We start from the raw sequence: 19,981 nt of genomic DNA on the forward strand, positions 1-19,981 counted from the left end.
CAAAGTTGCCAAAAATTAATTTAATAGTTCCCATACTGTAACAGTTCCGCTTTACGACCTGACCATCTTTATTTTTTATATTAGAAAAGTGCTCATAGATTCGCGTTCCTGGCGAGTTTGGCGCGCAAAATGTTCAAACTGCGCGTCAACCAGGCAGTTTCCGGTCGATTTTGACGGCAAGCGGTCTTGTATGGTCGCCAGCGTTGACGGCAACGGCAGCAGCGGCCCGGCGCGAGCGTGCCGCTGCGGTGAGTGAAGCAAATACGTCAAGCCATGATTTGACACTGCTTATGTAGCTCGTGCACTGACACCATCGTCAGTGCACGAGCTGGAGCACGCGCGTCCAACGTCCTCTCAATGCCCGCCCCCCAGATACGCGGCGATCACCTTCGGATCGGTCTTCAGACTTTCGGCCGGGCCGTGCACGGAGATGCTGCCGTTTTCCAGCACATAGCCGTAATCGGCCACGTTCAGGGCGGCGGCGGCGAATTGCTCCACCAGCAGCATGGTCACGCCTTCGCCTTTCAGGCGCGTGATGATGCGGAACACTTCCTCGACCAGGATGGGCGCCAGGCCCATCGACGGCTCGTCGAGCAGGATCACTTCCGGGTTCAGCATCACGGCGCGCGCCATGGCCAGCATCTGCTGCTCGCCGCCCGACAAGGTGCCGGCCAGCTGGTCGCGCCGCTCCTTCAGACGGGGGAACAGCTCCAGGGCCTTGTCCAGGTCGCCCTTGATGTCGCCTTTCGGGCGCGAACGCGTAAAGCGGGGAAAGGCGCCCAGCAGCAGGTTGTCTGTCACCGACATCGAGGAAAATACGCGCCGCCCTTCCGGCGAATGGGCCAGGCCGGCGCGCGCGATGCGGTGCGAGTCGAGCCCCGTGACATCCTTGCCGCCCAGTGTGACGGTGCCGGATTTGGGTTTCAGCATGCCGGAAATGGCGCGCATGGTGGTGGTCTTGCCGGCGCCGTTCGAGCCGATCAGGGTCACCAGCTTGCCCTTCGGGACTTCAAGCGAAATGCCGTGCAGGACTTCGACTTTGCCGTAGGCGGCGTGCAGATTATGAATGGTCAGCATGGTCTTCCTCTCAGTGCGCCGCGGGGCTCAGGGTGTCGGCGCTGCCGCCCAGGTAGGCTTCGATCACTTTCGGATCGCTCTGGACAAGCGCGGGTGCGCCTTCGGCGATCTTCTGGCCGAAGTCCAGCACCGTCACCACGTCCGACAGGGCCATCACGACGTCCATGTGGTGCTCGATCAGGATGATGGTGATGCCGTGGTCGCGGATCTTGCGGATGATGGCCATCAGCTCCTTGATGTCGGGCGCCGTCAGGCCCGCCGCCGGTTCGTCGAGCAGCAGCAGGCGCGGATTGAGGCCCAGCGCGCGGCCGATTTCCAGCAGCCGCTGCTTGCCATACGGCAGATTGCGCGCCTCTTCGTTGGCCAGGTCGGCCAGGCCGACGAATTCGAGGATGCTGGCGGCCCGCTCGCGCGCCAGGCGCTCTTCGCGCTTGTAGCGCGGCGTATGCAGCATCACGTCCAGCATCGTCGACTTGAAGGTGTTGTGCAAGCCCACCAGCACGTTTTCGGTGGCCGTCATCTCGCCGAAGAGCTGCACGTTCTGGAAGGTGCGCGCCACGCCGCCCAGGGCGATTTCGGACGGCGTGCGGCCGGAAATGACGGCGCCGGCAAATTCCACCTTGCCCGCCGTCGGCTTGTAGATCCCGGTCAGCACATTCATCATCGTGCTCTTGCCCGAGCCGTTCGGCCCGATCAAGCCGTGCACTGAGCCTTGTGTGACGTTCAAGTCCACCTGGTTCAGCGCCTTCAGGCCGCCGAACTGCATCAGCGCCTGCTCCACGCGCAGCAGCGTTTCGCCGCGCTGGCCGCCCTGGGCGTGGTCAAAAGGCGCCACGCCGTGCGAGGCCACCGCCTGCACATGGCGCCGGCCCTTGCCCACGAAACTCATCAGGAAGCCGACGATGCCATCCTGCAGGTAATACACGACAAACAGGGTCATCAGGCCGAAAATGGTCAGGCGCCAGTCGATCATATTGTCCAGTCTATAGGAATACGCGGCCAGGCCGATGGTGGCGACCAGCGGCACGAGCACGCCGCGCACCGTGGAGCGCTTCTTGGCCAGCATGAAGGCGGAACCGATCACGCCCAGCACGGCGGCAGCCACGGCGATCTTGCGGAACAACTCGATGTCCGCCAGCAGGCTGGGGAGCATGACGACGATCAGGGCGCCGAGCAAGGCGCCCGAGCGCGTCTTGCGCCCGCCCATGATGACGGCCAGCAGGAACAGAATGGTCAGCTCGAAGTTGTAGGTATTGGGAGAAATATATTCTTCCGAATACGCATACAGGCTGCCGGCCAGGCCCGCGAAGCCGGCGCTGATGACAAACGCATACACTTTATAGCGATACACGGACACGCCCATGCAGTCCGAGGCGATGGGGCTGTCGCGCAATGCTTCAAACGCCCGCCCCAGGTTCGACTTCAGGATGCGGTGCACGACCACCAGCGAGATCACCATCAGCGCGGCGACCATGTAGTAGTACTCCACCTCGCTCAATCTGTGGCCGAACAGGACGGGTTTGTGGATCTTGATGCCCATCGGCCCTTCCGTCAGGAAGCTCATTTCATTGATCAGGATTTGTATGATGGTGCCGAAAGCCAGGGTCACCATGGCCAGGTACGGCCCCGTCACGCGCAGGGCCGGCAAGGCCAGGATGGCGCCGAAGACGGCCGCGCCCACGATGCTGGCGGGAATGGCCAGCCAGAACGACAGGCCCAGCTTGAACACCAGCACGCCCGTGGCATACGAGCCGATGCCGAACAGGCCCGCGTGGCCCAGCGACACCTGCCCCGTGTAGCCGACGACGATATCGAGGCCGAACAGCAGGATGGCGTAGATCAGGATGGTCTCGGCCAGGTGGATGTAATACGGATTCGGGATGACAATCGGGAACAGCACGAGCGCGGCCAGGCCCGCCGCGCAGAGCGCCAGCATGGTGAATTTCTTGTTCATGTGATCCTCAGACTTTCTTGATCGCGGCTTTGCCGAACAGGCCGGACGGCTTGACGGCCAGCACCAGCAGCAGCAACAGCAGCCCTGGCACTTCCTTGTAGCCGGTGGAAATGTAATAGCCGGTGGTGGTCTCGGCGATGCCCAGGATCAGGCCGCCGACGATGGCGCCCACGCCCGAGGTCAGCCCGCCGATGATGGCCACCGCGAACGCCTTCAAGCCCAGCGAGGCGCCCATGGTGGCGCCGGTCAGGGTCAACGGCGCCACCAGCACGCCCGCGAAGGCGGCCGTGGCCGACGACAGCGCATACGAAAAGGTGATCACCATACCCGTGTTGATGCCCATCAGGCCGGCCGCGTCGCGGTCATTTGCCGTCGCCACCACGGCCTTGCCGTAGATCGACTTGCGGTTGAACAGCTCGACGGCCAGCATGATGGCCAGCGCGCCGACGATGACGGCCACCTGCATCGGCTGCACATTGGCGCCCAGCACCTTGAACGGTGCGGCGCTGAGCGGCGACGGGAAGGTCAGGTCGTCCTTGCCCCAGATGTTTTCCGCCACGTTTTTAAAGATGATGGCCAGCGCGATGGTCGACATGATCCAGCCGAATTCGGACTTGATCTTGATGGCGGGCCGCACGCCTATCCATTCGACGAACACGCCCTGCAAGGCGCCGAAGGCGATGACGATGGGGACCATCAGCAAATAGCTCATGTAAGGGCCGCCGTGGATGGTGCCCACCAGCGACAGGCCCACCAGCGCGCCCAGCATCAGGGACTCGCCCTGGCCGAAATTGAGGGTGCCGGAAGTGGCGAAGGTCAGCTGATAGCCGAAGGCGATGACGGCATAGATCATGCCCAGCGCGACGCCGCTGAAGACAAGCTGCAGGAAGATTTCCATGGTGTTCCCCGGAAGACGGAAGATGAAAAAATGGCCAGTCCTGATTCCTCAAGGCTGGCCATTGCGCGGCTAGATACTGGGAATTAGCCGGACTTATTTGGCGAGGACGACCTTGCCGTCCTTGACTTCGCCAAACACGGTCAGCTCGGCCGTGATGGCTTCATGGTTGGTCTTGCTGAACGGTTTGTTGTAGGTCGTCACGGCGCCTTCCACCTTCTCCGTCAGGTTTTCCAGCGCGGCGCGCACTTTCGGGCCATCCGTGCCGCCCGCCTGCTTGAAGGCCGCAGCCAGCAGGTAGATGGAATCGTAGCCTTGCGCAGCCGAGACGGCCGACGGCATGCGTCCGCCCGACGGCTTGTAGGCAGCCACATAGGCGTCGATGAAGGCCTTGCGCTTCGGCGTGCTGGCATCCTGGATGAAGGTTTGCGGCATGCGCGTGCCATTGCCGTTCTTGCCGGCGTTGTCGATGAAGTTACCCATGGCCAGGGTCCAGCTGCCGATCAGCGGCACTTTCCAGCCCAGTTTTTCCATGCCGTTGGCGATCTGCGCCAGTTCCGGGCCGATACCGTAGGTCAGCACCACTTCCGCGCCGGCCTGCTTGGCTTTCAGCAGCTGGGCCGTCATGTCGACGTCCTTGATATTGTATTTTTCAATGGCGACGGGCTTGACGCCCTTCTTTTCCAGCGCCTTTTCCAGGTCTTCGCGGCCCAGCTGGCCATAGTTGGTCGAGTCGGCCAGGATCGCCACTTTCTTGAACTTGCGGTTCTCGATCGCCTCATGCACGATCATGCCGGACTGGATGGTGTCATTGGCCGCATTGCGGAAGATATAGTTTTCCGGCTGGTCGGCGAACTGCTTGGTGACGATGGAGCCCGTCGCCACATTGTTCATGACGGGAATCTTGGCTTCCTGATAGAAGCGTTGCGAGGCCAGCGCCACGCCCGTGTTGATGTAGCCGACGGTGGCGGCGACTTTTTCCTTGTTGATCAATTCCTGGGCGATTTGCACGCCGCGCTCGTTCTTCGCTTCGTCGTCGCGCTCGATCAGCAGCAGGGAACGGCCCAGTACGCCGCCTTTGGCATTGATTTCAGCGACGGCCAGCTTGACGCCGTCGCGCATCGACACGCCCATCGGCGCGGAGCCGCCCGTGAACGGACCGGACACGCCGATCTTGATGGGTTCGGCTGCGAAAGCGGATTGAGAGAAACCCAGCACCAGGCTTGCAACGAGCAATTTCTGTTTGAAATTCATTTGTCATCTCCTTTAATACAACATTTTTTTTATAGTCGTACGCTGGATAACCTCCCCATCGATAAAACATTGTAGGTGAGTAATCTGGCAGCAGCAACAGATACATATGACGCGTCGCAGCATGCGCAAAAGACCAGATTGCTTGCCCGATGTCAGCTTTTTGTAAGGAAAATATGGAGCAAATTGGCGCGCCTGCGTCATCGGACACCAAGCCAGTGGCAAAACACGACAGGCAAGCAGGCGAGCTCGGTGATTCACCAAGCCACTGATCTGGCGCAATATTGGCACTCTCCAGCATGCTAAGGTCGGCCATGCCAGCGCGTGCGCGCCGGCCCAATCAGCCACTGCTACCGCATGGAGGCCATATGCAGCGCCCGCAGAACTCGTCCGTTTCCACCCTGCTTCTTTGCGCCACCGCCAGCTTGCTGCTGGCCGGCTGCGCCAGCAACCTGGCGCCCGTGCGCACCTTTGCCGAGCAGACGCAAAAGATGTCGCAGCACTTCGACCCCATGCTGGCAGGCGGCGTCCACAGCTGCATGGACAAGGCCATGCGCAAGCGTTTGATTCTGGCCGAGCGTTTCGATGCGCAAGCCAGTGAGCAGGCGGGGCGCGCCGATTGCGCCGCGATCGCGCAGGCCAGCGCGTCGATCGCCAGCCTGAACGACGTCCTGCTGCGCTATGCGCAAACCATGGCGGCGCTGGCCGATGACAAGCTGCCCGTCTACCAGGAAGAGATTGGCGGACTCGGCGATGCGCTGGGCGGCCTGGCACAGCCGGGCGACGGCGCCCCCCTGCTCGATGCGAACAAGCTGTCCAAGGTCGTCAAATTGAGCGAACACCTGAGCCGCCTGGCCACGCAGCGCGTACAGAAATCGGCCTTGCGCGAATTGCTCGACGAGCAGGAAGCCGTCGATATCGTCAGCAATGCGCTCAAGGAGTATGCCCAGCGCAGCTACCGCGCCGGCTTGCAGGATGAATTGCGCGACCTCGACCTGCTGCGCGGCGCCGTCGACAAGGCCGCGCCGCGCGAACCGCTGGCCGCCAACTACATCCGCACGCGATTGCACCTGGAAGGGCGGCAATTGCAGGAAAGGGAAAAGATCGTCGCCGCGTATGTCGCCGCCGTCGACGCGCTGCAAGCCAGCGTGGCCGCGCTGCGGGACAATCTCGATCGCCTGCAGGCGCCCGAACTGGAGCGGCAACTGGCGCAGTTTTCACGCCAGGTCGCCACGCTGCAAAAACAGGCTGTTTTCTATGGTCCCGCCCGCTGGTAAGCGGCGCGCACACTGGAGTATCCCATGGCCCCACTGACCGAACTGACGAAAGACCAAAGCTACGCCATCGCCGACAGCCTGGCGCAAGCGTCAAGCCTGGTGCTGGAATTGCGCATCCGTGAACGCGAGGCGCTGACGCCGGACGAGCGCGCGCTGCTGGAGCAATATGAAAACCACCTGGACCAGATGGTGGCCCTGTTTCGCGCGTATGGCATTTACCTGACGGCCGAAGGCGCCGAACAGGCGCGCGGCGATATCGAGGGCGCCATCGCGAAGGGCAAGCTGCAGCTCAGGCGCATCGCCGACGTGAAAGCCGCCATCGCCGCGGCGGCCAGGCTGGTCGACCTGGGCGCAGCCATCCTGTCGCGCGACCCGTTCGCCATCGGCGAGGCGGCGGCCAGCCTGCGGACCAGGCCGAAGAAGGAAGCAGCGGCCTGATTCAGGGTTCGGGCGGGCGATGGCCCATGGCGTGCGTCGCCATCTTCAGGTACAGCTTGCCCTGCTCCTCATTGTGCGCATAGCCCATTTGCCCTTCGCTCAGGGCCACGGATTTCTGCTGCAGCGCTTCCGGGTAGTTCAGTTCGCAGGCCGCATCGAGCCAGTAACGCGCCTGCGCCGCATCGGTGGCCAACAGCAGGTTCGCCACGATGAACATGGCCGGCGCCACGCCGCGCCGCGCGGCCAGCTCCAGCTGCCGCAGCGCAGCGGCGCTGTCCTGCGGCCCGCCCATGCCGTTTTTCAGCATCAGGCCCAGGTAATAGGCGGCAGGACCGCTGCCCTGCCCCGCCGCCTGTTCGAACAGCGCGCGCGCCTGTGGCTGGGACGCTGTCCCGGCGCGCATCAAGACCTTGGCCTCGAACGTGACGTCCGGCTCTGCCGATGCCAGCGGCGATGCGCCCAAGGCGATGGCAAGCAACAATGCCTTCATTTCGACAGATCGATCTGGTACAGCGCAAAACCCTTGCCCGCGCCATCATCGGCCTTCAGCTGCGTCACATTGCCGATGCCGGTCGCTTGCGCCAGCGCGATCATGTGCGGCGCCGAGTGGAACACCACCGGGCCTTTCGTGGCAGCCTTGGCGAAGCGCCAGCTGCGCGCCGAACCGTTTTTCGCGCGCGTCAGGTTTTTCTGCTGCGTGACGTAGGCGATCAGGAGTTCGCGGTTGTTGTCGGGCGAGGCCACCACCGTCTTGCTGCCGTCGAGGCCAGGGAAATTGCCGCCGCCGCTGGCGCGGTAGTTATTCGTCGCTATCAAAAATTCCTGGCTGGCGTCCATCGGCTTGCCCTTGTACGTCAACCCCTTGATGCGCTGGCCCGGCGGCTGCGTGACGTCAATCTGGTAGCGCACGTCGGCGCTGGTGAGCGTATCGAAGTTGTAGCTCGGGTGCGCCGTGTTGACCAGTTCCTGTGGCTCGGCCTTGTGCGGGTCGATGGTATTGAAGCGCCGCGCCGACTGTTCCAGCCAGGCTTTCAGTTCCGCGCCATTCATCTTTACGCCATATAGCGCGTTCGGATACAAATACAGATCGGCCGCGTTGTTCAATGCCACATTGCCCGCCTTGACGTCCGTGTAGTCGGACACGCCGGCCGAGCCGCTCTTGAACGGCGACGACATCGACAGCACGGGCAAGTGCGCGTACTGCGGCAGGTTCGCCTTGACATACGCGGCCAGGTAGCCCGCTTGCGCCTGGTTCACCACCTCGATGGCGCTGACGTCGCCCACGTCGGCGAAATACGTCGACATGCGGAAATCGGTGGCACCCACGGGCGTCTGCACGTAGGCGATCGTCGCCGCATGCTCCTCGGCCACCAGCCTGGCGATGGCAGCGTCGGGCGCCACATAGCTTTTATCCGCGTTCTGGATGCCGCGCGCTTCCACCGTGGTGGCGCTCTTGTCGACGGTCCACTGCTTGCCGTCGTGGCGCAGGGAGAGGCCGATCACGCCCAGGTGCTTGCCCCACAAATTGGCCATCACGGTAGGCACGCCGTTGACCAGCCCTTTGACTTTGTCGACGCCGGGCAGATTGAACTGCGGCACCGTGCTGGCAGCGTTCGGGAACAGCTGGTGCGAGTGGCCGATCAGCATGGCGTCCACGCCCGGCACTTGCGACAGGTAGTAATTGCCGTTTTCCATGGTGGGCGAATACGGGCTGTCATCGAGGCCGCCGTGCGAAATCGCTACCACCAGCTCCGCGCCCCTGGCGCGCATTTCGGGGATGAATTTTTCCGCCGTCTCGCGCACGCCCTGCGTGTAGACGCGCCCTTCCAGCCAGCGCTTGTCCCAGGCCATGATGGTGGGCGGCGCAAAGCTGATGATGCCCACCTTCACGCTGCTGGTCACCGGTTTGCCATCGGGTCCGGCCGCCGTGATCTGCTTGTCGATGATGTGGTACGGCGCAAACAGGGGCTTGCCCGTCTTGACGCTGTAGACATTGGCCAGCACTTGCGGGAACGCGGGGCCGGCGCAGCGCGGTTTGGCCGCGTCGACGCTGTCGACATCAAACTGGTTGCCCGTCACCTGGCTCAAAAAGGCCAGGCCGTAGTTGAATTCATGGTTGCCGATGCCGCCGCCATCGACCTTCAGCAGATTCATGGCCTTGTAGATGGCCAGGGTCTGGTCGCAGGCCAGCGGTTTTACCAATGCCTGGTAGTCGGCCAGCGCCGTGCCCTGGATGGTGTCGCCATTGTCGAGCAACAGGTTGTTCGGGAACTCGGCACGTGCCTGGGCGATCAGCGCCGCCGTGCGTTCCAGGCCGATCGACGGTTCCGCCTGCAGCTTGTAGTAATCATAACTGAGCACATTCGCGTGCAAGTCCGTCGTCTCCAGCAGGGCCAGCGTGGCGCTGCTGCCCGCTGGCGCGGCCGATGGGACCAGGGCAGGCCCGGTGGTGACGGGCGGCAAGGCGCCGCAGCCGGCCAGCAGCAGCGGTAACAGGGCAAGACGGGGAAGTTGGCGCAGCGGATGGCACATGAGATGTTCCTGTGGAAAGACAATATCGCCAGCATCATACGCAGCACGCCAGCCATCTTCAAGGCAAAAATATTGTCGCAAATACAGCAAAATGACGATTTTATTGTCTCGTGCAACAGCAATTGCGCCGCAGCGGCAGCGGAAACCGGCCGCGCTCGCGTATAATTCAAGGTTTGATTTCACCATAGAAGACCAGAACATTATGGAAGCCGAACGCATCAATATCATCTCCGCCCTGCTCAACGACCTGACGGTCCGCGAAGCCGAACTTCGGAGGTATCTTTGACTTCGCTGTCAAGTCGGAGAAACTAGAGCAAGTCAACGAAGAGCTGGAAGATCCGACCGTCTGGGACGATCCGAAGCGCGCCCAGGACCTCGGTAAAGAGAAGAAGGCGCTGGAAGCGATCGTCTTCACGCTAACCAAGGCCAATGCCGACCTGCGCGACACCCGCGACCTGTTCGACATGGCGCGCGAAGAAGGCGACGACGAGACGCTCGAAGCGATCGAGCAGGACGTGCAGGAAATCCGCAAGGTCATCGAAAGCATGGAATTCCGCCGGATGTTCAACAATCCGATGGATCCGAACAACTGCTTCATCGACATCCAGGCCGGCGCCGGCGGTACGGAAGCCCAGGACTGGGCTTCGATGCTGCTGCGCCAGTACCTGCGCTATTGCGAACGCAAGGGTTTTAAAGTTGAGATCCTCGAGCAGTCCGACGGCGAGGTCGCCGGCATCAAGACGGCCACCCTGAAGGTCGAGGGCGATCACGCCTACGGCTTCCTGCGCACGGAGACGGGCGTGCACCGCCTGGTGCGCAAGTCGCCATTCGACTCGGCCAACGGCCGCCACACCTCGTTTACGTCGCTGTTCGTGTATCCCGAAGTCGACGATTCGATCGAAATCGACGTCAACCCGGCCGATATCCGCGTCGATACCTACCGCGCGTCGGGCGCCGGCGGTCAGCACATCAACAAAACCGACTCCGCCGTCCGCATGACCCATGCGCCGACCGGCATCGTGGTGCAGTGCCAGAACGACCGTTCGCAGCACCGCAACCGCGCCGAAGCGATGGAAATGCTGAAAGCCAAACTGTACGAACATGAACTGCGCAAGCGCATGAGCGAGCAGCAAAAGCTGGAAGACTCGAAAACGGACGTGGGCTGGGGTCACCAGATCCGCTCCTACGTGCTGGACCAGTCCCGCATCAAGGACTTGCGCACCGGTTTCGAGACGGGCAATACCAAGGGCGTGCTCGATGGCGACATCGACGAGTTCATTTCCGCCTCGCTCAAGCAAGGCGTATAAGGATGAACGCATCCGCTCCAGCGCTGGCGCAGCGCGCCTTCCTGTTCGACATGGATGGCACGATCGTCGACAACATGGCCTTCCACACGACATCGTGGCTGGCGTTCTTTGAACGCCACGGCCATGCGCTGGATGCGGACGCCTTTTTCCGCGACACGGCAGGACGGCAGGGACACGAAATCATCGCCCAATACCTGGGCGCGGACGCCGACCACGTCACCCTGCTGGCTGAAAAGGAAGTCGTCTACCGCGAACTGTATGGCCCGCACCTGGCGACAGTCGCCGGTTTCGAACAGCTGATCACCAGCGCGCGCCAGGCTGGCGTCGGGCTGGTGGTGGGCACGGCCGCGCCGGACGAGAACATCGCGTTCACGCTCGACGGCCTGGACCTGCGGCACCGCTTCGACGCCATCGTCGGCGCCGCCGACGTGGAACGGGGCAAGCCGCACCCGGACGTTTTCCTGAAAGGCGCGCTGCTGGCCGGCGCGCTGCCGCACAATTGCATCGTCTTTGAAGACGCGCCCCTGGGCGTGGAAGCGGCGCGCCGTGCCGGCATGCGCGTCGTGGTACTCACCACCACCCTGCCGGCCGAAGCGTTTGCCGCCTTCGACAACGTGATTGCCATCGTGCCGGATTTCTCCGCACTCGACGTCGACGCACTGTTTGCCAGCGTGGCGCCAGCGCTGGCACCACATCATCAATAATCACCAACGAAGAACACCATGACTACGGATATCCAAGAACAAGCCGCCGCCCCCGATGAAAACAAGATCATCGCCGAGCGCCGCGTCAAGCTGGCCGCACTGCGCGAACAAGGCATCGCCTTCCCGAACGATTTCCGCCCCGAGCACAAGGCGGCCGATCTGCACGCGCAATACGGCAGCAAGACGCGCGAAGAGCTGGAAGCCGAACCTGTCACCGTGGTGCTGGCCGGCCGCATGATGCTCAAGCGCGAAGCGGGCAAGAAAGCCGCTTTCGCCACCCTGCAAGACGCTTCCGGCCCGAAAGCCGACGGCCGCATCCAGATCTACGCCACCCTGGACCTCACCGGCGAAGCGGCCATGGCCGCCCTGCACCACTATGACCTGGGCGATATCCTGGGCGTGACGGGCACGCTGTTCAAGACCAAGACGGACGAACTGACCATCAAGGTCACGCAACTGCGCCTGATCACCAAGTCGCTGCGCCCGCTGCCGGACAAATTCCACGGCCTGGCCGACCAGGAAACCAAGTACCGCCAGCGCTACGTCGACCTGATCATGAACGAAGAGACGCGCCGCACCTTCAAGGCACGTACCGCCGCCATCTCGTCGATCCGCCGCTTCATGGAAAAGAACGAGTTCATGGAAGTGGAAACGCCGATGCTGCACACCATCCCGGGCGGCGCGGCGGCAAAGCCATTCATCACGCACCACAATGCGCTGGACATGCAGATGTTCCTGCGTATCGCGCCCGAGCTGTACCTGAAGCGCCTGGTCGTGGGCGGCTTTGACCGCGTGTTCGAGATCAACCGCAACTTCCGCAACGAAGGCGTGTCGATCCGTCACAACCCGGAATTTACGATGATGGAATTCTACGCGGCCTACACCGACTACAAATGGCTGATGGATTTTACCGAAGCCGTCATCCGCCAGGCCGCCATCGACGCGCACGGCACAGCCACCCTGACCTACGGCGGCCGCGAACTCGATCTGGCCAAGCCGTTCCACCGCCTGACCATCGTCGAAGCGATCAACAAGTACGCGCCGGGCTACACGCCGGAGCAGTTGAACGATGCGGAATTCATCAAGGAAGAGCTGAAGAAATTCGGCGTCAAGCCGTTCGCCACGGCCGGCCTGGGCGCGCTGCAACTGGCGCTGTTCGAAGAGACGGCGGAAGCGCAGCTGTGGGAACCGACCTACATCATCGACTACCCTGTTGAAGTGTCGCCACTGGCGCGCGCTTCCGACACGGTGGCCGGCATCACCGAACGTTTTGAACTGTTCATGGTGGGCCGCGAGATCGCCAACGGCTTCTCCGAGTTGAACGATGCGGAAGACCAGTCGGCCCGCTTCCTGGCGCAAGTCGCCGCCAAGGACGCAGGCGATGAAGAGGCGATGTTCTACGACGCCGATTACATCCGCGCGCTGGAATACGGCATGCCGCCAGCCGGCGGCTGCGGCATCGGCATCGACCGCCTGATGATGATCATCACGGATTCGCCGAACATCCGCGACGTCCTGCTGTTCCCGCATTTACGCCGCGAAGACTAATCGCGGACGCAAACCAATAAAACGCCGCCTGATTTTGCGATCAGGCGGCTTTTTTACGTCTGCCGCAGGCCGTCAATCAGCCAGGGTCACGCGCTGGTGGCTGCGGCTGGCCTGCTGCGCCGCCAATGCCGTGGCCAGCGCGCGCGTGCCGTCGTCGCCCGTGGCGGCCGGCTGCCCTTCGCCGCGCATGGCGCGCTGGAAGGCGCGCACCGAGCGCACGTACAGGTTTTCATGCTCGACGGGGATGTCGATGCTGCCGCCGTCGCGCGTCAGGCAGATGCTGCCAACGGGGCGCTGCGTCATGACGCCGGTGGCGAAGATGGTGCCTTTGCTGCCGATGATTTCCACGCCGGACAGCGAATGCGGCGCGTTGTATGCGTCGTGTACCTGCACCAGGGTACCGTTGTCGAACTCGATGACGGCCATCAGGCCTTCCTCCAGCCCGGCCACCGTCATGCCGCCGCTGGTGGCGCAGGCCGTGACGTGGCGCGGCTCCGAATCGAGCAGGAAGCGCAAGGTGTCGACGTCGTGCACGAACATGTCGAGCGTGACGCCGCCCGACTCCGGCGCGTCCAGGCGCCAGCCGCGCAGGTGCTGCGGCAGGTTGTTCGCGTGCAGCACGCGGCAATACAGGGGCTGGCCGATCTCGCCCGCGCGTATCAGTTCGCGCACCTTGCCGTGGCTGGCGGCGTTGCGCAGGTGATGGTTAATCCCCAGCACCACGCCCGCTTCGGCGCAGCCGTCGACCATGCGGCGGGCGTCCTCCAGGTTCAGCGCCAGCGGCTTTTCGCACAGCACGTGCTTGCCGGCGCGCGCCGCCTGCAAGGTTTGCGACATATGCCATTCGTTGGTGGTGCTGATGTACACGGCGTCCGCGCCCGGATGCGCGAGCGCCGCATCGAGGTCGGTATAGCTGGCGGCGATGCCGAATTGCGCGGCAAAGGCGGCGCCGCGCGCAGCGTCCCGGCTGACCACGGCCAGCACTTCCGCATCGCCCTGCTGGCCGATTGCGTCGACCATCCATTCGCGCGCCACGGTGCTGGCGCCGACCAAAATCCATCCGATCTTCTTCATTCGATTCTCCCGTTAAAAAGTGTGGCGCAGGCCGAGGTTCCAGGCCCGGTTGCCGGTACCGTTGTCGGTGGCGTTGCCTACCAGGTAGGCGGCGCCGTTGCGGTTGTCGATATGCGCATAGGCCGCATACAAGGTGCTGCGCTTCGACAGCGCATACGTGTAGCCGATGCCGATCTGCGCAGCGTCGCCGTTGGCGGCGCGCCGGTCGTCGCGCCGCACGTACGAGAACAACACGCGGTGCGGGCCAAAAGGCACGGTGGCGCCCAGCATCAGGTCCGCGCTGTCGACCGTGGTGGCGGCGCCCGCCGTGCTCTTGCTGACGGCCACGGCGCCATGCGCCTTGACCACGCCGAAGTCCCAGGTGGCCCCCAGCACCGTGTTCCTCGCCGTCCCCGCCACCAGCGCGCTTGACAGGGTATTGGCGTCCTGGTGCGCCATGCGCAGGTACAGCGGCCCGCTGGCATAGGTGGCCGCCGCGCCGGCGTAGCGCCTGGCCGAGGCGTCGCCCGGCACTTCGCCGAAGCCGTATGCCAGTTCGCCGGAGAGGCCCCCGCGCACGGGTGAGCTGTAGGTGATGCTGTTGTCGACCCGGCTGATGTATCCGGCCGTAAAGACATTGCTCATCCTGCCCGCAAACCCCAGGTAAAACGGGTCCAGCGCGCCCAGGCTGCTATCGATGAAGGTGTACTGGCGGCCCAGGCGCAGCTTGCCCGCCGCGCCGGCGAGGCCGACGAAGGCCTGGCGCCCGAACAGCAGGCCGCCCTGGGCCGAAGCGCCCGTGTCGGCCAGGATGCCCGCATCCATCGTAAAGATCGCCGTCATGCCGCCGCCCAGGTCTTCGCTGCCTTTGAAACCGAGCCGCGAACCGTTGGCGATGCCGCTGGTCACCTTGAGCACCCTGCCGCCGGCGCCGCCGCTCTCGGACACCACGCCCAGGTCCGCGATGCCGTACATGGTCACGTTCGACTGCGCCGAGCACAGGCCGCCGCAGGCGCCCGCGCCGATGATCATTGCTCCTACTACCTTGTTCTTCATGTCTTGCCCTGTCTGTCTTTTGATGGAAACTGCGCCTAGCTCACCAGGTGGCGCGGACGCTCGCCGCGCAGGCCGGCCAGCAGGTTGTCCACCGCCTGCTGCGCCATGGCGTAGCGCGTTTCGTGCGTGGCCGAGCCGATATGCGGCAGCGCCACCACATTGGCCATGCCCGGCAGCGGATTGTCCGGCGCCAGCGGTTCGCGCTCGAACACGTCGAGACCGGCGCCGTGGATGGTGCCCTGCTGCAGCGCCTCGATCAGCGCCGCCTCGTCGACGATGCGCCCGCGCGAACCGTTGATGAAGATGGCGCCGGGGCGCATCAGCGCGAACTCGCGACGGCCTATCATGCGCTCCGTCTGCGCCGTCAGCGGCAGCACCACGCAGACGAAATCCGACTTGGCCAGCAAGTGATCGAGCGCCACCTGGCGCGCACCCAGCGCCGCGTCCACCTCGGGCACCGCCTCGCCATTCACGTACAGCACCTGCATGCCGAAGCCCAGCGCGGCGCGGCGGGCGACGGCGCGGCCGATGCGGCCCATGCCCAGCATGCCGATGGTCTTGCCGTGCACGTTGACGCCATACTGGCTTTCGCCCACGCTGCGCGTCCAGCGCCCCGCCTTGACGAATTCGGCCAGTTCGACGACGCGCCGCGCGCTGGCGAGTATCAGCGCGAAGATCGTGTCGGCTGTCGTTTCCGTCAGCACGTCCGGTGTATTGGCCAGCAGGATGCCCCGTTCGCGCAGGTAATCGACGTCGAACTGGTCAACGCCCACCGAAATGGTGGAAATGATGTGCAGGTCCAAGGCCGGGTCCAGCAGTGCACGGTCCAGGCGCACGCTGGCGCCCAGCAAGCCGTGCGCGCCGCGGATGGCGTCGGCGAACGCGGCGCGGTTGCCCGCATCGATCGCCTCGAAGTACGTCACCTCGCATTCGGCGCGCAGGCGCGCCAGCAAAGGTTCGGCCAGTTTTTTATAGACAACCACATGTTTTTTCACGCGTATTTCTCCTGTTCGGTTCAAGATTGGACCAGCGCGTCGAGCTGGGCGCGGGTTGGCAAGCCTTCCATGTCGCCGGCCACCTGGATGGCGAAGGCGCCGACCCGGTTGCCGCGCCGTACGGCCTGCGCCAGCGGCAAGCCTTCCAGCAAGGCGCTGACCAGGCCAGCCGCGAAGCCATCGCCGGCACCCACCGTGTCGACCACATTGGCCACGCGCTCGCCCGGCACCACGCCGCTGTCGCCATCGGCCGTGCGGTAATACGCGCCCTCGGCGCCCAGCTTGATGACCACCAGCCGCGCGCCCTGTTGCAAATAAAAGCCGGCGATGTCGTGCGGCAGCTCGTGGCCGGTGAGGATTTTTCCTTCGCCCAGGCCGGGCAGCACCCAGTCCGCCTTGCAGGCGAGCCGGTTGACCTGTTCGACCATGACGGCTTGCGAGGGCCACAGCGTGGGCCGCAGGTTCGGGTCGAACGACACGGTGCGGCCATGCTCGCGCATGAAGTCGATGGCCTGGCCGGCGAACGCCAGGCTGGTCTCGGACAGCGCCGCCGCCACGCCCGTGGCGTGCAGATGGCGCGCGGACAGAAAATAGGCGGGGTCGAAGTGCTCGGGCGCCAGCCGGCTGGCGGCGGAACCCTTGCGGAAGTATTCGACCATCGGGTCGGCGCCATTTTCAGCCCGGGCCTTGAGCTGAAAGGCGCTGGTCTGGCCGGCGACGATGACGACCCGGCTGCAATCGACACCCTCGGCCTGCACGCTGGCGCGGATGAAGCGGCCGAACGAATCGTCGCCCACCCGGCTCAGCCAGCCGACCTTCAAGCCCAGGCGTGCCAGGCCGATGGCGACATTCGTCTCGGCGCCGGCCAGGCGGCGCGTAAAGTGCGCCACGGCCGCCAGGTCGCCCGTTTCCTCGGCAACGAACATCGCCATCGCTTCGCCGTAGGTGACGACGTCGAGCGCGTGCCCCCCTTGAATTTCCTTTTGGCGCAGTTCTTGTTCCATCATGCAGCCTCCAGCATCTGGATGTAGCGGCCCGTTTCGGCCACCAGGTCGACGCCTTCGAGCGGGAATTCGATGGCCCGCTGCACGCCCGGCGCGAAGTGCGCGAAGACGGCGCGCCAGGTGGGATCGGCCTCGGAAACGGCGCACGCCGACAGCCGGCCCGCGTCCTCCAGGACGGCCTTGCAGTGCACATAGCGCACGTACGGCGCCAGCAGGCGCGCCGCCTGCTGCGCGTCCTCGCCCACCCAGCGCCAGTTGCCGATGTCGAAGGTCAGCCCCACCGGCAGCCCGGCTTCGCGCGCCGCCGCCAGGAAGCGCGCCAGCGCCGCCAGCGCGCCGCCATGGGCCGTCTGGTCGTTTTCCACCAGCAGCGCCACGGGCGCCGCCGCCAGTTGGGCCTTCAAGTCCGCCAGTTCCGGCGCGGCCGGGTAGTGGCCCAGCGACACCTTCAGATAGCGCGCCCCCAGGCGCGCCGCCTCGTCCAGCATCTGCTGCAGCAGTTCGTGCCGCGGCAGCCCGTCCGTGCCCCACAATTCGATGGGCGTGGAATACACCGAGTACAGGCCGCGCGCGGCCACCGCCGCGCCCATGCGCGCCAGGTCCGGCAAGTCGGAGGTAAACAGTTCGCGGCGGATCTCGATGCCGGCGCCGCCCGCATCGGCCACCACGTCGATGAAATGGCTTTGCCCCAGCTGCCTTACCCTGCTTGCGCCATAGGCCGACGCCGCCACCAGGACGGGGCTCATTTGATCGCTCCCGCGCCGACGAACTGGCGCGCTTCGGGCGTTTGCGGGTTGCTGAAAAACGCTTCCGACGGTCCGCTTTCCCACACCAATCCCTGGTGCATGAAGACGGTGACGTCGGCCATGCGCCGCGCGAACTCCATCTCGTGCGTCACCAGCAGCATCGTCATGCCGGCCTGCGCCAGCTCTTCCATCACCTTCAGCACTTCCTGCGTCAGTTCCGGGTCGAGCGCCGACGTGACTTCGTCGAACAGCATCACCTGCGGTTCCATCGCCAGCGAACGGGCGATCGCCACGCGCTGCTGCTGGCCGCCCGACAGCTGCTCGGGATAGGCCTCGCGCTTGTGGTCCAGGCCCACCTGCTTGAGCACGCGCAGCGCCGTGGCGCGGCCCTGCGCGTCGGGCACCTTCTTGACGATGCGCGGCGCCAGCATGACGTTCTCTTCCACCGTCAGGTGGGGGAACAGGTTGTAGCTCTGGAAGACCATGCCGACATCCTTGCGCAAGTCGAGCAGATGCTCCTGGCGCGCCGTCAGCGTATGGCCTGCCACGACGATGCTGCCGCTGTCGATGGTTTCCAGGCCGTTGATACAGCGCAGCATGGTGCTCTTGCCGGAGCCGCTGCGGCCGATCACGGCGATCACCTGGCCCCGCTCGACGGCGAACGAAACGCCCTTGAGCACATGATTGGCGCCGAAGCTCTTGCTGATATTGTCGATTTCAACGATGGGCATGGAATTTCCTTTCCAGTGAATGGCTGTAGCGCGACAGCGGATAGCACATCGCGAAGTAGATCAGGGCGACGACGGGGAAGACGATGAAAGGCAGGAAGGTCGCGTTGCTGACCAGCTGCCCTGCGCGCGTCAGTTCCACCACGCCGATGATCGAGGTGATCGAGGTATTCTTGATGATCTGCACCATGAAGCCCACCGTCGGCGGCAGCGAATGGCGCAGCGCCTGCGGCAGGATGACGTAGCGCAGCTGCTGGTAGCGGTTCAGCGCCAGCGCGGCCGATGCTTCCCACTGCTGCCGCTGCACGCCTTCGATGCAGCCGCGCCAGATCTCGCCCAGGTAGGCGCTGGCAAAGATCGTCATCGCCGCGCCGGCCGCGACGATCGGCGACAGCTTGTAGCCAAACAGAGCCAGGCCGTAATAGGTGAGGAACAGCACGATCAGCACCGGCGTGCCCTGGACCAGCTGGATGTACAGGGCGCTGATGAAGCGCAGGAACGGGCTGCGCGCCGTGCGCAGCAGCGCCACCGCGAAGCCGGCGATGCCGCCCGTGATGAAGACGAGCAGCGACAGGCCGATGGTCCAGCGCGTGGCCTCGAGCAGAAATTGCAGGTTATCCCAGGAAAAGTCACTGATCATGTCATGCTCCCATGCGCACCGCGCCCAGACGGCGGCGGCGTTTGAAGACGATCTGGCCCAGTACCCAGAAGCTGAAGCGGAACAACAGGGCCAGCAGGATGTACAGCACCATCACGACGATGTAGATCTCGAAGCTGCGGAAGGTTTCCGAGTCGAGCAGGTGCGCGGCGGCGGTCAGCTCTTCGGCGGAAATGGCCGATACCACGCTCGAGGCGAGCATCATCAAGGTGAACTGGCTGGCCAGCGCGGGATACACTTTTTCCAGCGCCGGCAGCAGCACCACATGGCGCATCACTTGCCAGCGCGTCATGCCCAGCGCCTGCGCCGCCTCCAGCTGCGACGGATGCACGGCGCCGATGCCGGCGCGCACGATTTCCGCCGCATAGGCACCCAGGTTGACCGTCATGGCGACGAGCGCGGCGCCGTTGGCGTCGAGTTGCAGGCCCAGCGACGGCAAGCCAAAGTAGATGATGAACAGCTGCACCAGGAACGGCGTGCTGCGGATGATCTCGACATACGCGCGCACCACGGCGCGGGCATAGGCGGGACCATTCTTCAGGATGACGGCGGCGCACACGCCCACCGCCAGGCCCAGCACCATCGCCAGGGCGCTCAGGCGTATCGTCAGTGCCGCGCCCCACAACAGGCGGTCCAGCGATTGCATGACGAGTTCGAAATGAAATTCATACGGCATACTCAACTCCTTGTCTACGTGCGCATCCCCGGCGACGCCACCATGGTGGCGCGCCGTACGGACCAACACTTTTCCAGTGCGG

20 protein-coding genes are annotated in these 19,981 nt (G+C 64.2%); 6 read left to right on the plus strand and 14 right to left on the minus strand.

Going from position 1 to position 19,981, the window contains the following annotated elements; all coding sequences use genetic code 11:
- Positions 1-354: 354 nt before the first annotated feature.
- From FJQ89_RS07895 to FJQ89_RS07910, 4 genes are all read right to left on the minus strand, one after another.
- Complete coding sequence (locus tag FJQ89_RS07895) at positions 355-1,077, minus strand: ABC transporter ATP-binding protein (RefSeq protein WP_141169769.1); 723 nt, start codon at positions 1,075-1,077, stop codon at positions 355-357.
- A gap of 10 nt (positions 1,078-1,087) precedes the next feature.
- Positions 1,088-3,031 (minus strand): branched-chain amino acid ABC transporter ATP-binding protein/permease, encoded by a 1,944-nt coding sequence (locus FJQ89_RS07900; protein ID WP_141169770.1) that lies wholly within the window; start codon positions 3,029-3,031, stop codon positions 1,088-1,090.
- A gap of 7 nt (positions 3,032-3,038) precedes the next feature.
- Entirely contained in the window at positions 3,039-3,929 is an 891-nt protein-coding gene (locus tag FJQ89_RS07905; RefSeq protein ID WP_100873371.1) for a branched-chain amino acid ABC transporter permease, read from the minus strand.
- 93 nt (positions 3,930-4,022) lie between these two features.
- Positions 4,023-5,180 carry an ABC transporter substrate-binding protein gene (locus FJQ89_RS07910; protein ID WP_141169771.1) on the minus strand — a complete coding sequence of 386 codons (1,158 nt, stop codon included), beginning with the start codon at positions 5,178-5,180 and terminating at the stop codon, positions 4,023-4,025.
- Positions 5,181-5,545: 365 nt separating this feature from the next.
- Between FJQ89_RS07910 and FJQ89_RS07915 the strand changes: the two genes are divergently transcribed.
- Together FJQ89_RS07915 and FJQ89_RS07920 are read left to right on the plus strand one after the other, a co-directional pair.
- Positions 5,546-6,454 carry a hypothetical protein gene (locus tag FJQ89_RS07915; protein ID WP_141169772.1) on the plus strand — a complete coding sequence of 303 codons (909 nt, stop codon included), beginning with the start codon at positions 5,546-5,548 and terminating at the stop codon, positions 6,452-6,454.
- A 24-nt stretch (positions 6,455-6,478) separates the two neighbouring features.
- Positions 6,479-6,892, plus strand: a complete 414-nt coding sequence (locus tag FJQ89_RS07920; RefSeq protein ID WP_141169773.1) for a hypothetical protein — start codon at positions 6,479-6,481, stop codon at positions 6,890-6,892.
- A 1-nt stretch (position 6,893) separates the two neighbouring features.
- Here the strand turns inward: FJQ89_RS07920 and FJQ89_RS07925 are convergent, their stop codons facing one another.
- Both FJQ89_RS07925 and FJQ89_RS07930 read right to left on the minus strand, forming a co-directional pair.
- The gene (locus tag FJQ89_RS07925; RefSeq protein WP_141169774.1) at positions 6,894-7,382 is read right to left on the minus strand and encodes a tetratricopeptide repeat protein; all 489 of its coding nucleotides are present in this window, start codon (positions 7,380-7,382) and stop codon (positions 6,894-6,896) included.
- On the minus strand, positions 7,379-9,424 hold the full coding sequence (locus tag FJQ89_RS07930; RefSeq protein WP_141169775.1) for a bifunctional 2',3'-cyclic-nucleotide 2'-phosphodiesterase/3'-nucleotidase: 2,046 nt from the start codon (positions 9,422-9,424) through the stop codon (positions 7,379-7,381). Before FJQ89_RS07930 ends, FJQ89_RS07925 begins: the two co-directional genes overlap by 4 nt.
- A gap of 91 nt (positions 9,425-9,515) precedes the next feature.
- On the opposite strand from FJQ89_RS07930, the gene FJQ89_RS27995 reads away from it, so the two are divergent.
- The 4 genes from FJQ89_RS27995 (at position 9,516) to lysS (ending at position 12,983) form a co-directional block, all read left to right on the plus strand.
- A complete protein-coding gene (locus FJQ89_RS27995) occupies positions 9,516-9,710 on the plus strand; it encodes a peptide chain release factor 2 (protein ID WP_167389586.1) in 195 nt (64 codons plus the stop codon).
- A protein-coding gene (prfB, locus tag FJQ89_RS07935; protein WP_141169776.1) for a peptide chain release factor 2 occupies positions 9,627-10,731 on the plus strand; the annotation gives its coding sequence in 2 pieces (ribosomal slippage) (positions 9,627-9,707 and positions 9,709-10,731; 1,104 coding nt in all). The genes FJQ89_RS27995 and prfB overlap by 84 nt, the downstream gene beginning before the upstream one ends.
- Before the next feature lie 2 nt (positions 10,732-10,733).
- Positions 10,734-11,435, plus strand: a complete 702-nt coding sequence (locus FJQ89_RS07940; RefSeq protein WP_141169777.1) for an HAD family hydrolase — start codon at positions 10,734-10,736, stop codon at positions 11,433-11,435.
- An 18-nt stretch (positions 11,436-11,453) separates the two neighbouring features.
- Positions 11,454-12,983, plus strand: a complete 1,530-nt coding sequence (gene lysS / locus FJQ89_RS07945; RefSeq protein WP_141169778.1) for a lysine--tRNA ligase — start codon at positions 11,454-11,456, stop codon at positions 12,981-12,983.
- A gap of 72 nt (positions 12,984-13,055) precedes the next feature.
- On the opposite strand, the gene FJQ89_RS07950 is transcribed toward lysS, so the two are convergent.
- From FJQ89_RS07950 to FJQ89_RS07985, 8 genes are read right to left on the minus strand one after another with little or no spacing between them, the layout of a single operon-like run.
- Positions 13,056-14,057 carry a Gfo/Idh/MocA family protein gene (locus FJQ89_RS07950; RefSeq protein WP_141169779.1) on the minus strand — a complete coding sequence of 334 codons (1,002 nt, stop codon included), beginning with the start codon at positions 14,055-14,057 and terminating at the stop codon, positions 13,056-13,058.
- Positions 14,058-14,069: 12 nt separating this feature from the next.
- Positions 14,070-15,092: a porin gene (locus FJQ89_RS07955; RefSeq protein ID WP_141169780.1), complete on the minus strand. Its 1,023-nt coding sequence runs from the start codon at positions 15,090-15,092 to the stop codon at positions 14,070-14,072.
- Positions 15,093-15,127: 35 nt separating this feature from the next.
- On the minus strand, positions 15,128-16,087 hold the full coding sequence (locus FJQ89_RS07960) for a 2-hydroxyacid dehydrogenase (protein WP_141169781.1): 960 nt from the start codon (positions 16,085-16,087) through the stop codon (positions 15,128-15,130).
- A gap of 20 nt (positions 16,088-16,107) precedes the next feature.
- Positions 16,108-17,094 (minus strand): sugar kinase, encoded by a 987-nt coding sequence (locus FJQ89_RS07965; protein WP_279239630.1) that lies wholly within the window; start codon positions 17,092-17,094, stop codon positions 16,108-16,110.
- Complete coding sequence (locus tag FJQ89_RS07970; RefSeq protein ID WP_141169782.1) at positions 17,091-17,837, minus strand: sugar phosphate isomerase/epimerase family protein; 747 nt, start codon at positions 17,835-17,837, stop codon at positions 17,091-17,093. Before FJQ89_RS07970 ends, FJQ89_RS07965 begins: the two co-directional genes overlap by 4 nt.
- Positions 17,834-18,568: an amino acid ABC transporter ATP-binding protein gene (locus FJQ89_RS07975; protein ID WP_034755389.1), complete on the minus strand. Its 735-nt coding sequence runs from the start codon at positions 18,566-18,568 to the stop codon at positions 17,834-17,836. The genes FJQ89_RS07970 and FJQ89_RS07975 overlap by 4 nt, the downstream gene beginning before the upstream one ends.
- Positions 18,555-19,205 carry an amino acid ABC transporter permease gene (locus FJQ89_RS07980; RefSeq protein WP_141169783.1) on the minus strand — a complete coding sequence of 217 codons (651 nt, stop codon included), beginning with the start codon at positions 19,203-19,205 and terminating at the stop codon, positions 18,555-18,557. Before FJQ89_RS07980 ends, FJQ89_RS07975 begins: the two co-directional genes overlap by 14 nt.
- Before the next feature lies 1 nt (position 19,206).
- Positions 19,207-19,899 carry an amino acid ABC transporter permease gene (locus FJQ89_RS07985; RefSeq protein WP_100873385.1) on the minus strand — a complete coding sequence of 231 codons (693 nt, stop codon included), beginning with the start codon at positions 19,897-19,899 and terminating at the stop codon, positions 19,207-19,209.
- Positions 19,900-19,981 lie beyond the last annotated feature (82 nt).

Source organism: Janthinobacterium tructae (assembly GCF_006517255.1).
GTDB lineage: Bacteria > Pseudomonadota > Gammaproteobacteria > Burkholderiales > Burkholderiaceae_D > Janthinobacterium > Janthinobacterium tructae.

Excerpts from the sequence above, each read along its gene's own strand:
- FJQ89_RS07975 (WP_034755389.1), bottom strand. The coding sequence starts at position 18,568 with ATGCCCATCGTTGAAATCGACAATATCAGCAAGAGCTTCGGCGCCAAT.
- lysS (WP_141169778.1), top strand. The coding sequence starts at position 11,454 with ATGACTACGGATATCCAAGAACAAGCCGCCGCCCCCGATGAAAACAAG.
- FJQ89_RS07900 (WP_141169770.1), bottom strand. The coding sequence starts at position 3,031 with ATGAACAAGAAATTCACCATGCTGGCGCTCTGCGCGGCGGGCCTGGCC.
- FJQ89_RS07895 (WP_141169769.1), bottom strand. The coding sequence starts at position 1,077 with ATGCTGACCATTCATAATCTGCACGCCGCCTACGGCAAAGTCGAAGTC.
- FJQ89_RS07905 (WP_100873371.1), bottom strand. The coding sequence starts at position 3,929 with ATGGAAATCTTCCTGCAGCTTGTCTTCAGCGGCGTCGCGCTGGGCATG.
- FJQ89_RS07925 (WP_141169774.1), bottom strand. The coding sequence starts at position 7,382 with ATGAAGGCATTGTTGCTTGCCATCGCCTTGGGCGCATCGCCGCTGGCA.
- FJQ89_RS07930 (WP_141169775.1), bottom strand. The coding sequence starts at position 9,424 with ATGTGCCATCCGCTGCGCCAACTTCCCCGTCTTGCCCTGTTACCGCTG.
- FJQ89_RS07970 (WP_141169782.1), bottom strand. The coding sequence starts at position 17,837 with ATGAGCCCCGTCCTGGTGGCGGCGTCGGCCTATGGCGCAAGCAGGGTA.
- FJQ89_RS07980 (WP_141169783.1), bottom strand. The coding sequence starts at position 19,205 with ATGATCAGTGACTTTTCCTGGGATAACCTGCAATTTCTGCTCGAGGCC.
- FJQ89_RS07915 (WP_141169772.1), top strand. The coding sequence starts at position 5,546 with ATGCAGCGCCCGCAGAACTCGTCCGTTTCCACCCTGCTTCTTTGCGCC.
- FJQ89_RS07965 (WP_279239630.1), bottom strand. The coding sequence starts at position 17,094 with ATGATGGAACAAGAACTGCGCCAAAAGGAAATTCAAGGGGGGCACGCG.
- FJQ89_RS07950 (WP_141169779.1), bottom strand. The coding sequence starts at position 14,057 with ATGAAGAAGATCGGATGGATTTTGGTCGGCGCCAGCACCGTGGCGCGC.
- FJQ89_RS27995 (WP_167389586.1), top strand. The coding sequence starts at position 9,516 with ATGACGATTTTATTGTCTCGTGCAACAGCAATTGCGCCGCAGCGGCAG.
- FJQ89_RS07985 (WP_100873385.1), bottom strand. The coding sequence starts at position 19,899 with ATGCCGTATGAATTTCATTTCGAACTCGTCATGCAATCGCTGGACCGC.
- FJQ89_RS07940 (WP_141169777.1), top strand. The coding sequence starts at position 10,734 with ATGAACGCATCCGCTCCAGCGCTGGCGCAGCGCGCCTTCCTGTTCGAC.
- FJQ89_RS07920 (WP_141169773.1), top strand. The coding sequence starts at position 6,479 with ATGGCCCCACTGACCGAACTGACGAAAGACCAAAGCTACGCCATCGCC.
- FJQ89_RS07955 (WP_141169780.1), bottom strand. The coding sequence starts at position 15,092 with ATGAAGAACAAGGTAGTAGGAGCAATGATCATCGGCGCGGGCGCCTGC.
- FJQ89_RS07910 (WP_141169771.1), bottom strand. The coding sequence starts at position 5,180 with ATGAATTTCAAACAGAAATTGCTCGTTGCAAGCCTGGTGCTGGGTTTC.